Genomic DNA, 13,066 nt, shown 5'->3' on the forward strand with positions numbered 1-13,066 from the left:
GTGAGGGTGGTGTGACGGTGCGCACGCGTTCGATGTCACACTCCGCAGACTACCGCTCACAGCCCGAAGCGACGCTGGAGGTCTCCGAGCTGTCCGGGAAGGCGCGGTGTCGCGGCCTGCTGACCGTACTGGCCCTGGTGGCCGGGTGTGCCGCCGGCGCCGGGCACTCCCGGCTCGTGCGGAACGGCCCCGGTGGCCCGCTCGGCCATCAGGATCTCCGTGGACTGGAGCAGCACGGTGCCGGCTCCTACGAACTCGAACTGATGCTCCTCTCCGGAGGCCCCGCCCAGGCCTGTCAGTGCACGTAGGCCGCCCATGACGCCCGTCATGTACCCGTGGTCGTAGTGATGACACGGGGACGGGCAGTCGGCCCAGCCCACCAGCGCCTGCGGGTCCACCCGGATCGGGGGTTCCATGAACACCACCGGACCGTTTGATGCCGCCACGAACTTGCCGGTTCCGATGAGTGTCAGAAAGCCCGGCACGATCGACTGCTTGAGAGCGAGACTTGGCTGAAAAGCGAGCAGGTTGCCCGAGCGAATGGTCAGGTTGCCGTCGTCCAGGTCATACGAATTCACGTCGAAGGCCCGGTCGGCGAGGAGCATCTTGCCCGAACCGTCCGCCACGACCCAGTCGCTCGCGTGCAGAGGCGAATGGAACGACGTACGGACAAGTCGGTCGAGTCGGCCGTGTCCGACGCCGTTGAACTCCATCGACCCGTAGTAGGCGATCATCTTGCCCTTCTGCAGGAACCACTGGCTCCCCTTGAGCTCCACGCAGAAGGTGTACTTGTTGACGTTGTCGTCGACGGGCAACGTCATGGGGTCGTGGACCGTGGGGCCACCGGGAGTCCCGTACGCGCTCACAGCTTCTCCTCCGAGGCCTGGACGTACACCGCACCACTGCCGCTCAGCTCCAGCTGGAACGCCTCGCCCGAGCCGCGGCCCACCATGTCGCGCCAGCCGAGCGCCGTGGACAGCTTGTTGCGTACGTCGCCGTGGTGCGCCACGTACGCCTGCGGGTCGACGTGGACCGGGCGCTGCGGGGTGATCGGCACCTCGATGACCCCGCCGTGCGCCATCACGGCGACCGCGCCGTGCCCCTTGAGGGTCGTGGTGAACAGGCCCTGGCCCGTCACCTGGCCGCGGACCATGCCCATGACCCCGCCCTGCGAGCCCAGGAACATCGTGCCCTGCTGGAGCGTGCCGTCGAAGGCCAGTAGCCGGTCCGCCTCGACGTAGAGCGTGTCGCCCGTCAGGCTGATCACCTGGATGTGATGGCCGCCGTGCCCGAACAGGACCGTGCCGCTGCCCTCGACGGTCATCAGCGGGGTGGCCTCGCCCGCGACCCGGCGGCCGAGCATCGACATGACGCCGCCCTGGCCGCCCTGGATGTTGGGCGTGAAGGACACCTCGCCCTTGTAGGCGAGCATCGCGCCGCGCTGACTGAACAGGCGCTGGCCCGGCAGGACCGTCGCCTCGATCATCTTGGAGTTCACTTCGCGGAACGGCATGTCACAGGTCCCCCGCGATCGTGTTGCGCTCACTGGGCTGCACGTAGACCAGACCGTCGCCCTCGAAGCGGATCTGGAAGGCCTCGCCGCCGCCCTCGCCCATGAATGTGCGGAACGTCACACCGGCCTGGAAGGACTGCCTGACGTTGCCCTGGTGCGCGATGTACGCGCCCGGGTCCACCGTCAGCGGGTACTGGGAGCTGACGCGCAGCACCACCGCCGGCCCGTCGGACATGATCGCCGCCTGGCCGTGGCCCTCGACGGTGGTCGTGAACAGACCGTTGCCCTGGGAGGCGCCGCGCAGTCCCGTGAAGGACGTGCCCGTGCGCAGCCCGGCGTCGGTCGCGAGGAGATTGCTGGACTCGACGTACAGCGTGTCGCCCCGCAGGCTCACCAGGTTGATCTCGCTCGCCCGGTCCGCGAACCAGCAGGTCCCGTGCCCCTTCACCTCCATCACCGTCATCTGCTCGCCGGTCAGGCGCCGCGTCACCATCCCGCGGATCCCGTCACCGCCACCGCTCAGCTTCTTGAAGGCCATCTGACCGTCGTACGCGACCATCGAGCCGTTCTTCGCCTTCACGGCGTCCCCGGTCATGTCGACGGCCAGCACCTTGCTGCCTTGAAGTCGGAACATCGCCACGGTTGTGACGGTAGCCGCCGGTTGCGGAGGGGGACAGGGTCCACGGGTGGATCTCATCCCTGAGCGGCCCCTTAGGGGCCGACGGGACGACCGCCCGGGGCGCGCCGTCCGCGACCCCCGGGCCGGGGTGCCCCGTCCCGGGTGCCACAATGGCCGGGGCCTTGTGCTTGCGTTCACAAAGCTCGGAGCCCCGGACGACCGACGACTCTCCCCCGACCCCACCGAAGGTGACCCGTGGACATAAAGACCGCCACCGCCCTCCGCCGCCTCCGCCTGGTCTCGGCCCCCGAGGCCGTCTCCTTCCTGCTGCTGCTCGTCTGCTCGGTGCTGAAGCGGACCACGGACTTCAACGCGGTGCCCGTCATGGGCGCGATCCACGGTGTGCTCTTCATCCTCTACGTGATCTTCTGGGCGGACGCCTGGAACCGCGCCCGGTGGAGCGCCGGGACCGGCATCCTCTACTTCGTCCTCTCCGTGCTGCCCACCGGCGGGTTCTTCGCCGAGCGCAAGCTGCGGCGCGAGACCGAGGACGCGGTCATCGCCTCCCGCGCCCGCCGCGAGGGAGTCGTGGGGTCGTCGTGATCGTCGCCTTCTCCGTGACGCCGCTCGGTGTCGGCGAGGACGTGGGGGAGTACGTCGCCGACGCCGTACGGGTCGTGCGCGCGTCCGGACTGCCGAACCGCACCGACGCCATGTTCACCTCCGTCGAGGGGGAGTGGGACGAGGTGATGGACGTGGTCAAGCGTGCCGTCGCCGCCGTCGAGGCCCGCGCGCCGCGCGTCTCCGTCGTCCTCAAGGCGGACATCCGCCCCGGGGTCACGGACGGTCTGACCTCGAAGGTCGAGACCGTCGAGCGGCACCTGTCCGCCTGACCTCCCGTCCCGAGCGGCGCCGACGCCCCCGAACCCCGGTCCACTGGGCCGGGGTTCCGCGCGTCCGGCGGTCCGAGCGGCCGCCGCCGCCCCTCCCCGCGTCGTACGGGAACGTATGCGCGACCGAAGGGCGAGACGGGGCAGACCACGATATGACCGGCGGGTAAGGTCTCATGCCGTGCCGAAGCCGCTCAGCCTTGCCTTCGATCCCATCGCCCGCGCCGACGAACTGTGGCAACAGCGCTGGGGAGCCGTGCCGTCCATGGCCGCGATCACCTCGATCATGCGCGCACACCAGATCCTCCTCGCCGAGGTCGACGCGGTCGTCAAGCCGTACGGACTGACCTTCGCGCGCTACGAGGCCCTGGTGCTGCTCACCTTCTCCAAGGCCGGCGAGCTGCCGATGTCCAAGATCGGCGAGCGGCTGATGGTGCACCCCACCTCCGTCACGAACACCGTGGACCGTCTGGTGCGGTCCGGGCTCGTCGACAAGCGCCCCAACCCCAACGACGGGCGCGGCACGCTCGCCTCCATCACCGACAAGGGCCGCGAGGTCTGCGACGCGGCGACCCGCGACCTGATGGAGATGGACTTCGGGCTCGGGGTGTACGACTCCGAGGAGTGCGGGGAGATCTTCGCGATGCTGCGGCCGCTGAGGGTCTCGGCGCACGACTTCGACGACGAGTAGACGAGGCAGGGGCGCGCGAAGATCGCGCAAAAGGGGCCGTTAGGCTCGTACGCATGAAGAAGAGCGTGCTGACCCGCTACCGCGTGATGGCCTACGTCACCGGTGTGCTGCTGGTCCTGCTGACCCTCGGTGTGATCGCCAAGTACGTGCTCGACATGAACGGTGCCGTGGACTTCACCCGCGTCGTCGCCATCGCGCACGGCTGGCTCTACGTCGTCTACCTCGTGTTCGCCTTCGACCTGGGCGCCAAGGCGAAGTGGCCGGTCGGCAAGCAGCTGTGGGTGCTGCTGGCCGGGACGATCCCGACGGCGGCGTTCTTCGTGGAGCGCAAGGTCAGCCGCGAGCTGGAGTCGAGGATCACAGACGACTCCCCCGTGGTCGCCAAGGCCTAGTCCGGCCCGTCCCACCAGCCGTAACGCCGCGGGACTCCTGCCGCCACCGGATCCTCCGTACCGCCGTCGGTGTGGTCCGTGGCGGTTTCCCATCGACATTTACTAGGACGTCCTAGTAAATTTGGAGGCATGGACGCTGACGCCATCGAAGAGGGCCGCCGACGCTGGCAGGCCCGGTACGACGCATCGCGCAAGCGCGACGCGGACTTCACCACGCTCTCCGGCGACTCCGTGGAGCCGGTGTACGGGCCCCGGCCCGGGGACACGTACGAGGGCTTCGAGCGGATCGGATGGCCCGGCGAGTACCCCTTCACCCGCGGGCTCCACCCGACCGGCTACCGAGGGCGTACCTGGACGATCCGCCAGTTCGCCGGATTCGGGAACGCCGAGCAGACCAACGAGCGGTACAAGATGATCCTCGCCGCGGGCGGCGGCGGTCTCTCGGTCGCCTTCGACATGCCGACTCTCATGGGGCGCGACTCCGACGACCCCCGCGCGCTCGGCGAGGTCGGGCACTGCGGGGTCGCGATCGACTCCGCCGCCGACATGGAGGTCCTGTTCAAGGACATCCCGCTCGGCGACGTCACCACGTCGATGACGATCAGCGGACCGGCCGTGCCCGTCTTCTGCATGTACCTGGTCGCCGCCGAGCGCCAGGGTGTGGACCCCGCCGTCCTGAACGGCACGCTCCAGACCGACATCTTCAAGGAGTACATCGCCCAGAAGGAGTGGCTCTTCGAGCCCGAGCCGCACCTGCGCCTCATCGGTGACCTGATGGAGCACTGCGCCGCGAAGATCCCCGCCTACAAGCCGCTGTCCGTCTCCGGGTACCACATCCGGGAGGCGGGCTCCACGGCCGCGCAGGAGCTGGCGTACACGCTGGCGGACGGCTTCGGGTACGTGGAACTGGGCCTCTCGCGCGGCCTGGACGTCGACGTCTTCGCCTCCGGCCTCTCCTTCTTCTTCGACGCGCACCTCGACTTCTTCGAGGAGATCGCCAAGTTCCGGGCCGCCCGGCGGATCTGGGCGCGCTGGATGCGGGACGTGTACGGCGCGAAGTCCGACAAGGCGCAGTGGCTGCGCTTCCACACCCAGACGGCCGGTGTCTCCCTGACGGCCCAGCAGCCGTACAACAACGTCGTCCGTACGGCGGTCGAGGCGCTCGCCGCGGTGCTGGGCGGCACGAACTCGCTCCACACCAACGCCCTGGACGAGACGCTCGCGCTGCCGTCCGAGCAGGCCGCCGAGATCGCCCTGCGCACGCAGCAGGTGCTGATGGAGGAGACCGGCGTCGCCAACGTGGCGGACCCGCTGGGCGGTTCCTGGTACGTCGAGCAGCTCACCGACCGGATCGAGGCCGACGCGGAGAAGATCTTCGAGCAGATCAGGGAGCGGGGGCTGCGGGCGCATCCCGACGGGCGGCACCCGATCGGGCCGATCACCTCCGGCATCCTGCGGGGGATCGAGGACGGCTGGTTCACCGGGGAGATCGCCGAATCCGCGTTCCAGTACCAACGGGCGCTGGAGAAGGGCGACAAGCGGGTCGTCGGCGTGAACGTCCACCACGGGTCCGTGACCGGCGACCTGGAGATCCTCCGGGTCAGCCATGAGGTCGAGCGGGAGCAGGTGCGGGAGTTGGGGACGCGGCGGGGCGCGCGGGACGACGCACGTGTGCGGGCCGCGCTGGGTGCGATGCTCGCTGCCGCGCGGGACGGGTCCAACATGATCGTGCCGATGCTGGAGGCGGTGCGGGCGGAGGCCACGCTGGGCGAGATCTGCGACGCCCTCCGGGATGAGTGGGGGGTGTACACGGAGCCGGCGGGCTTCTGAACCCCGGGGTACTTCGCCCCATGCGTACCTGGGGGCTCCGCCCCCAGACCCCCGGTCGGCCTTAAGGGCCTTGTCCTCAAGCGCCGGACGGGCTGGTGGTGCCGGCCGGGGCCCGCATCTCCAGCCCGTCCGGCGTTTGAGGACGAGCCCTTCGGGCGACGCGGGGGTCCAGGGGGCGCAGCCCCTTGGCGGGGTTTGGGGCGGAGCCCCAAGAGATGGGGCGCCGGGGGCGAGGGAACGCTGGTTCAGGGGGGCGTCGGTGGCGCCCGCCAGGCCGAGCAGGAGGACCCGGGTGAACGCCCGCACCCACTCCTCGTCCGCCGCCTCCGCACTGACGAGCGTGCGATGCACCACCGCCCCGGCGACCACGTCGAAGATGAGATCCGCCGTACGCGCGGACGCCTCGGGATCGGACTCCGGCGGCAGCTCCCCCCGGGCGGTGGCCCGCGCCCTCCCCTCCACCACGAGCCGCTTCTGCCGGTCGACGATGGACGTCCGGATCCGCTCCCGCAGAGGCTCGTCACGGGTGGACTCCGCCACCACCGCCATCAGGGCGGTCTTCGTCTCGGGCCGGTCCAGGATCGCCGCGAACTGCAGCACCACACCCTCGATGTCCGCCGCCAGACTGCCGCGGTCGGGCAGCTCCAGTTCGTCGAAGAGCACGGCGACCGCGTCGACCACGAGCTCGTTCTTGCCGGCCCAGCGCCGGTAGAGGGTCGTCTTGGCGACTCCGGCGCGGGTCGCCACGTCCCCCAACGTCAGCTTGGACCAGCCCAGTTCGACCAGCGCCGCCCGCGTCGCCTCCAGGATCGCGGCGTCCGCGGCAGCGCTGCGCGGGCGCCCCGTACGCGGGACGGAAGAGCGACTCTGCATGGCAGGACCATATCCGCCGTTGTGGGCGGGCAAATCCGGCGGTTCTGTGAAGCCGTGAGGGAGATCACCGGGGGAAGGCGGGCGAAGACGCCCCCGTGCAGTTACGCTACGACCCGTAGCGAAAGCTGCGGACGACGCTCGTACACCCTGACCCGTGCGCGAGCGGCAACCACAGGCGCCAGGTGGGGACCCGGCGCGAGCACCACACATCGGACGCCGGGCGCCGCGGACCAGGACGTTGCGGGCCCGGATTTCACAGCGTTTTTCACACGTGCGCGAGGAAGGGGGAGGATGTACTCATGCAGCCACGGAACATGTCCATGAGCGGAGTCGTCGACCTCGCCGCGGTGAAGGCGGCCCAGGAGGCCAAGGCGAAGGCGGAGCAGGCGCGCGCCGAAGCGGCCAGGCAGGGCGGCGGAGGCGGGGCCGTGTCTCCCGCCAGTCTCGTCATCGATGTCGACGAGGCCGGATTCGAGCGTGATGTCCTTCAGCGGTCCACCGAGGTCCCGGTCGTCATCGACTTCTGGGCCGAGTGGTGCGAGCCCTGCAAGCAGTTGAGCCCGGTGCTCGAGCGGCTGGCCGTCGAGTACGGCGGCCGGTTCATCCTCGCCAAGATCGACGTCGACGCCAACCAGATGCTGATGCAGCAGTTCGGGATCCAGGGGATCCCGGCCGTCTTCGCCGTGGTCGCGGGACAGGCGCTGCCGCTCTTCCAGGGAGCCGCCGCCGAGGCGCAGATCCGGGGGACCCTGGACCAGCTCGTGCAGGTCGCCGAGGAGCGTTTCGGCCTCACCGGTCTGACCGTCGACCAGGAAGCCGAGCCCGGCGAGGCTCCGGTGGAGCACGAGATGCCGGCCGGACCGTACGACGCGCTCCTCGAAGCGGCCGTACAGGCCCTGGACGCGGGTGACTTCGGCGGTGCCGTACAGGCGTACCGGAACGTGCTGAGCGACGACCCGGGCAACACGGAGGCCAAGCTCGGCCTCGCCCAGGCCGAGTTGCTCCAGCGCGTGCAGGGCGCCGATCCGGGCAAGGTGCGCGAGGACGCCGCGGCGAACCCGAAGGACGTGCGGGCGCAGATCGCCGCCGCCGACCTGGACCTCGTGGGCGGCCATGTCGAGGACGCGTTCGGGCGGCTCATCGACACGGTGCAGCGCACGGCGGGCGACGACCGCGACGCCGTACGGGTGCGGTTGCTCGAACTCTTCGAGGTGGTGGGCGCCGACGACCCGCGCGTGATCGCGGCGCGCCGGGCGCTGGCCAGGGCCCTGTTCTGACCTGTTCCTAAACGCCGGGCCTTGTGACGCCCAGGTGAAAGATTCGTCAGGAGGGCCACAAGCGGCCGCGTTTTACCAAAACTTGGTAAACGCGGCCGCTGTTACTGGGAGTAAGTCGGAGGCGTTGTTCTGTCGGATTCCGTCCGTGGATCAACCTTTTTGTCATCCGCCCCAGCGCCACCCTGAGTCGCCAACCGATACCGACGGGTCGTTGTTCGGTTATCCGGCCGTTACTAGCCAGTAACGAACCCCCTTGTGCGGGCGGCCAGAATGCACCACGATCGGCGACGCTCGGTCCATTACCCCTCCTCCGACAACCAATCGGGTCAAGGGGTTTTCTGGGTCCCCACCGGGTAGGGGCGGCGGCAGTGGCGCCGCCTCTTGGGCAGGGGGGTCTTCGCCGTTCGGCGGAGCCTGTCCAGCAGGTTGTGCGTGATGTGTGTCAGGCGCGACCAGTGGTTGTCGCTCGGGGGTGATCGCCGGTGTGTTCGGGCGTAATGCGTCCGAGGAGTACAGGCGCTCTCCTTCCCGAGGACGTAGCACTTCTCCCATCCCTGCCCGGCTGAGCCGCCGACAAGTGGCAGTCAGGGCCAGGAGATGTACGTCCGAGAAGGAGGAAATATGCAGTCCCAGGTGCGTGGCGGGACCAGATGGAAGCGGTTCGCCGTCGTGATGGTGCCCAGTGTGGCCGCCACGGCAGCGATAGGTGTGGCCCTCGCGCAGGGCGCTCTCGCCGCGTCGTTCAGCGTCTCCGGCCAGTCGTTCAAGGTGACGGCCGACTCGCTCAACGGCCAGGGCTTCTCGCAGTACGGAGCCATTGACTCGGGGTACACCCTCGACGGCAAGAAGACGGCTCACCCCGTCGCGGTGTCGGCGTTCAAGTCCGCGTCGATCACGAACATGTGTCAGTCCGTGGTCACCCCGAACATCCCGTTGCTCGGGTCGGTCAGCCTGATCCTCAGGGCGGGCGGAGCGGGTCACGACGCGGTGCAGGCCGAGAACCTGTACATCGACGTCGAGGACCTCCAGGCCGATGCCACCTTCCACAACATCGACATTGGTGTGGCCGCCGGTGACACGAGCACCGAAAAGGGCGGCAAGGGCGCGGGCATGAAGGGTGGCGGCGAGCAGGCCAACCCTTACGGCTTCGCCCAGCAGGCGGAGTCCGCGGAGCTCACCCACGTGCAGCAGACGGCGTGGGCGACCACGGCCGGCACGTTCAAGCTCAGTGGCCTGAAGATGTCGGTGTCTACCGGTACCAAGGAGTGCTACTAGGCACTCAGGGGGCGGGCGGGGGAGCCGGCAGCTGCCCCGCCCGCCCCACCTCTTTTCCGCAGTATGTGAACTTCTCACAGCAAGCCGTTCCAGGGAGCCGTTTTCCATGAGCGCCGAGTCACCCGGGCAGAGCGAGCACTATCTCCAAGTCTTCCGGCGGAACTTCCGGTCCTGGAGGGGCGAACGCCCGTTCTGGGCAGGCCTGTTCGTCCTGCTCGGCGGTTTCCCCATTGCCTACTTCCCGTACGCGCATCTCCAAGTCGGTCATCTGACGCTGGCGATGTCCACCACGGCCGGCGCCGGATCCCTGATCATCGGCGTGCTGCTCGGCGTACTGGGCATCAGTCTCTGGTTCCAGCGGCACGTACGGACCTTCGCCGGAGTCGCGGCGATCCTGCTGGCCCTGGTGTCCATCCCGGTGGCCAACCTCGGCGGCTTCCTCATCGGCTTCCTGTTCGCGATGATCGGCGGGGCGATGGCGGTCTCCTGGTCCCCGGGCGAAACCGGCGAGGAAAAACGCAGTTCGACGTACAAGAGCCAGGGCGGCGCTCCGAGCGCCTCCGACACCCCGAACACCCCGCAAGCGCCGCAGGCGCCGGAATCCCCCGGCACCCCGGACGGCGCGGGTCCCGCGGACGCCGGCGAGACGGGCGGCGAGCCGAGGGACCTGTCAGGAATGAGCTCCGCCTACGGGGCGAACGGGAGGCACAGTGCCGGCTGACGAGGCGACCCGCGGGACGGAAGCCGACGAGTCCCGGGTGAGAACCGGACCGCGCCACGCGGCCCCCAGGAAGCCCCTGTTCACCAGATTCCATGTTCCCGCGGGCAAAGCCGTGGCCATCGCGGCGATGCCGACGGCCGTCCTCATGGGCATGGGCTTCACCCCGACGCTCGCGCAGGCGGACGATCACCCGTCGTCCAAGAGCTTGACGATCGACGAATACCAGAAGTGCGTCGAGGCCATGACCGGCGCCAAGGACGGCAAGGACGCCTCGGCCACGCCGACGCCCTCCGCCTCCACCTCGGCGAGCTCCACCGCGTCACCCGGCACGGCGAAGCCGACCCCCTCGGCCAGCGCGTCCCCGGACAAGACCTCTTCGTCGGATTCAGGTTCCGACGACAAGGCCGGGTCCGACCCGACGCCGTCCGCGAGCAAGTCGGCCCAGAGCGCCAGTGGCACCGGTGGTGACGAGAAGCCCGCGGCGACCCCGTCGGCCTCCACGGGCGGCGGCGGACTGCTCGGCGCCGTCGGCGACGCCATCACGGGCGTCCTCACCGGCGGCGGCGATTCCACGGGGAGCTCCACCCCCACGCCGTCCGCCACCCCTCCGCGTCCGCCCCGGCGAGCGCCGGGGACACCCAGGACAAGGGCGCGTCCGGCACCGTCAAGGACACCGTCGGCAAGGTCACCGACACGGTCAAGAAGGCCGTGAAGGACACGACCGACACGGCGACCAAGGCGGCCGAGGACACCACGAAGGCGGTCAAGGACGCCACCGACGCGGCCACCTCGTCGCCGAGCCCGTCCGCGAGTGCCACCACGGACACGTCGGACTGCCCGGTCGCCACGGACGCCGAGGGCGGTGTCGACAACCGCGTACTGCTGCCCGACGACCCGTGGTACCTGAACGCCAGCTCGCTGCTGCTCAAAGGCGCCGACTACCAGGGCATAGTGAAGGTGAAGACCGCCAGCGGCAAGATCAAGAGGGTCCTGAAGTACGTGATCTCCGACGGCACGGACATCGGGGACCTGCACCAGACGGTCGACGACAAGCAGTCCGGCAAGACGTACCACGTACAGGCGGGCAAGGGGACGACGTCCACCATCCGCGACGGCAAGACGATCATGTACACGGAGAGCATCTCCGGGAACCTGCTCGGCCTGATACCGATCACGTTCGACCCGGACAACCCGCCGCCGCTGAACATCCCGCTGATCTACTTCACCAAGGTGAAGGTCGTGCAGGCGGGACAGTTCGGCGGGACACTGACCGTACCCGGGCTGCACCAGTACACCAGCTGACGGGCCCCGGCCCGCGGGTCCTCGGACCCGCCCACGACCTTTCCGGGAGCCGCAACACCCTGAGGGCGCCCCCTGTTGATCCAGGGGGCGCCCTCAGGCATTCCCGGTGGGCCGGGCGGAGCCGCGCGAGTGTTGAGGCGTGATTCAACGGCGAAAGACCGAGGGCGCCCCCTGTCACAGGGAGCGCCCTCGGCGGTGTACGGGGACCGTGGGTCAGGCGGTGCGGCCGCTCTCGCCCAGGTGGTGCACCCGGACCATGTTGGTGGTGCCGGGGACGCCGGGGGGCGAGCCGGCGGTCATGACGACGACGTCGCCGTCGTTGAACCGCTTGAGCTTCTGCAGCTCCTGGTCGACCAGGTCGACCATCTCGTCGGTGCTGTTGACGAACGGCACCACGTGGGACTCGACGCCCCAGCTCAGCGTCAGCTGGTTGCGGGTGCCCTCGTCCGTGGTGAAGGCCAGGATCGGCTGGGACGCGCGGTAGCGGGACAGCCGGCGCGCGGTGTCACCGGACTTGGTGAAGGCGACCAGGCCCTTGCCGCCGAGGAAGTCGGCGATCTCGCAGGCGGCGCGGGCGACCGAACCGCCCTGCGTGCGCGGCTTCTTGCCGGGGACCAGGGGCTGCAGTCCCTTGGAGAGCAGCTCCTCCTCCGCCGCCACGACGATCTTCGACATCGTCTTGACCGTCTCGATCGGGTACGCGCCCACGGACGACTCGGCGGACAGCATGACCGCGTCGGCGCCGTCGAGGATCGCGTTGGCCACGTCCGACGCCTCGGCGCGGGTCGGGCGCGAGTTGGTGATCATCGACTCCATCATCTGGGTCGCGACGATCACCGGCTTGGCGTTGCGGCGGCAGAGTTCCACGAGGCGCTTCTGCACCATCGGGACCTTCTCCAGCGGGTACTCGACGGCCAGGTCGCCACGGGCCACCATGACGGCGTCGAACGCCGCGACGACGGCGTCCATGTTGGCGACCGCCTGCGGCTTCTCCACCTTGGCGATGACGGGGACGCGGCGGCCCTCCTCGTCCATCACCTTGTGGACGTCGTTCACGTCGTCGGCGTCGCGCACGAAGGAGAGGGCGACCATGTCGCAGCCCATCCGCAGGGCGAAGCGCAGGTCCTCGACGTCCTTCTCGGACAGCGCCGGCACGTTCACGGCGGTGCCGGGCAGGTTGATGCCCTTGTGGTCCGAGATCACGCCGCCCTCGATGACGACCGTCTTGACCTGGGGGCCCACGACCTCGACGACCTTCAGCTCGACGTTGCCGTCGTTGATGAGGATCTGGTCGCCCTTGGAGACGTCGCCCGGCAGGCCCTTGTAGGTCGTGCCGCAGATCTGCTTGTCGCCCGGCACGTCCTCGGTGGTGATGGTGAACTCGTCACCGCGCACCAGCTCGACGGGTCCCTCGGCGAAGGTCTCCAGACGGATCTTCGGGCCCTGCAGGTCGGCGAGGACACCGATCGCCCTGCCGGTCTCGGCCGAGGCGGCCCGGACGCGGTCGTAGCGCCCCTGGTGCTCGGCGTGCGAGCCGTGGCTGAAGTTGAAGCGGGCCACGTTCATGCCGGCTTCGATCAGCGAGACGAGCTGCTCGTGGGAGTCGACCGCGGGGCCGAGAGTACAGACGATTTTCGAACGGCGCATGGGGCGATCCTATCGGTTTGTTTCGCTACGGAATAT

General features: G+C 69.3%; 12 protein-coding genes and 2 pseudogenes. 9 read left to right on the forward strand and 5 right to left on the reverse strand.

What is annotated here, in order from left to right:
- Positions 1-56: 56 nt before the first annotated feature.
- From HEP85_RS27325 to HEP85_RS27335, 3 genes are read right to left on the reverse strand one after another with little or no spacing between them, the layout of a single operon-like run.
- Positions 57-866, reverse strand: coding sequence for an AIM24 family protein (locus HEP85_RS27325; RefSeq protein WP_168530289.1), 810 nt, complete (start codon positions 864-866; stop codon positions 57-59).
- Entirely contained in the window at positions 863-1,513 is a 651-nt protein-coding gene (locus HEP85_RS27330; protein ID WP_168530290.1) for an AIM24 family protein, read from the reverse strand. Before HEP85_RS27330 ends, HEP85_RS27325 begins: the two co-directional genes overlap by 4 nt.
- A gap of 1 nt (position 1,514) precedes the next feature.
- Positions 1,515-2,147 (reverse strand): AIM24 family protein, encoded by a 633-nt coding sequence (locus tag HEP85_RS27335; protein ID WP_168534067.1) that lies wholly within the window; start codon positions 2,145-2,147, stop codon positions 1,515-1,517.
- Between the two features lie 240 nt (positions 2,148-2,387).
- On the opposite strand from HEP85_RS27335, the gene HEP85_RS27340 reads away from it, so the two are divergent.
- The 5 genes from HEP85_RS27340 (at position 2,388) to HEP85_RS27360 (ending at position 5,935) form a co-directional block, all read left to right on the forward strand.
- A complete protein-coding gene (locus tag HEP85_RS27340) occupies positions 2,388-2,735 on the forward strand; it encodes a DUF3817 domain-containing protein (RefSeq protein ID WP_168530291.1) in 348 nt (115 codons plus the stop codon).
- Complete coding sequence (locus HEP85_RS27345) at positions 2,732-3,025, forward strand: MTH1187 family thiamine-binding protein (protein WP_168530292.1); 294 nt, start codon at positions 2,732-2,734, stop codon at positions 3,023-3,025. The genes HEP85_RS27340 and HEP85_RS27345 overlap by 4 nt, the downstream gene beginning before the upstream one ends.
- A gap of 178 nt (positions 3,026-3,203) precedes the next feature.
- Positions 3,204-3,713: a MarR family winged helix-turn-helix transcriptional regulator gene (locus HEP85_RS27350; RefSeq protein ID WP_168530293.1), complete on the forward strand. Its 510-nt coding sequence runs from the start codon at positions 3,204-3,206 to the stop codon at positions 3,711-3,713.
- Positions 3,714-3,766: 53 nt separating this feature from the next.
- Positions 3,767-4,105: a DUF3817 domain-containing protein gene (locus HEP85_RS27355; RefSeq protein ID WP_168530294.1), complete on the forward strand. Its 339-nt coding sequence runs from the start codon at positions 3,767-3,769 to the stop codon at positions 4,103-4,105.
- Positions 4,106-4,234: 129 nt separating this feature from the next.
- Positions 4,235-5,935: a methylmalonyl-CoA mutase gene (locus HEP85_RS27360; RefSeq protein WP_168530295.1), complete on the forward strand. Its 1,701-nt coding sequence runs from the start codon at positions 4,235-4,237 to the stop codon at positions 5,933-5,935.
- A gap of 261 nt (positions 5,936-6,196) precedes the next feature.
- Here HEP85_RS27360 and HEP85_RS27365 read toward each other — a convergent pair.
- Positions 6,197-6,808: pseudogene (locus HEP85_RS27365) on the reverse strand (TetR/AcrR family transcriptional regulator); the annotation flags it as partial.
- A gap of 299 nt (positions 6,809-7,107) precedes the next feature.
- Here HEP85_RS27365 and HEP85_RS27370 point away from each other — a divergent pair.
- The 4 genes and pseudogenes from HEP85_RS27370 to HEP85_RS27385 all read left to right on the forward strand — a co-directional run bounded on the left by HEP85_RS27370 (position 7,108) and on the right by HEP85_RS27385 (position 11,383).
- Positions 7,108-8,085: a tetratricopeptide repeat protein gene (locus HEP85_RS27370; protein ID WP_168530297.1), complete on the forward strand. Its 978-nt coding sequence runs from the start codon at positions 7,108-7,110 to the stop codon at positions 8,083-8,085.
- Between the two features lie 621 nt (positions 8,086-8,706).
- On the forward strand, positions 8,707-9,360 hold the full coding sequence (locus HEP85_RS27375) for a DUF6230 family protein (RefSeq protein ID WP_168530298.1): 654 nt from the start codon (positions 8,707-8,709) through the stop codon (positions 9,358-9,360).
- A 106-nt stretch (positions 9,361-9,466) separates the two neighbouring features.
- Positions 9,467-10,081, forward strand: coding sequence for a DUF6114 domain-containing protein (locus HEP85_RS27380; RefSeq protein ID WP_168530299.1), 615 nt, complete (start codon positions 9,467-9,469; stop codon positions 10,079-10,081).
- Positions 10,071-11,383 (forward strand): annotated as a pseudogene (locus tag HEP85_RS27385) (hypothetical protein). Before HEP85_RS27380 ends, HEP85_RS27385 begins: the two are co-directional and overlap by 11 nt.
- Positions 11,384-11,596: 213 nt before the next feature.
- Here the strand turns inward: HEP85_RS27385 and pyk are convergent.
- Positions 11,597-13,030 (reverse strand): pyruvate kinase, encoded by a 1,434-nt coding sequence (gene pyk, locus HEP85_RS27390; RefSeq protein WP_168530301.1) that lies wholly within the window; start codon positions 13,028-13,030, stop codon positions 11,597-11,599.
- Between the last annotated feature and the right edge of the window lie 36 nt (positions 13,031-13,066).

This window comes from Streptomyces sp. RPA4-2 (assembly GCF_012273515.2).
Taxonomy (GTDB): Bacteria; Actinomycetota; Actinomycetes; order Streptomycetales; family Streptomycetaceae; genus Streptomyces; species Streptomyces kaempferi.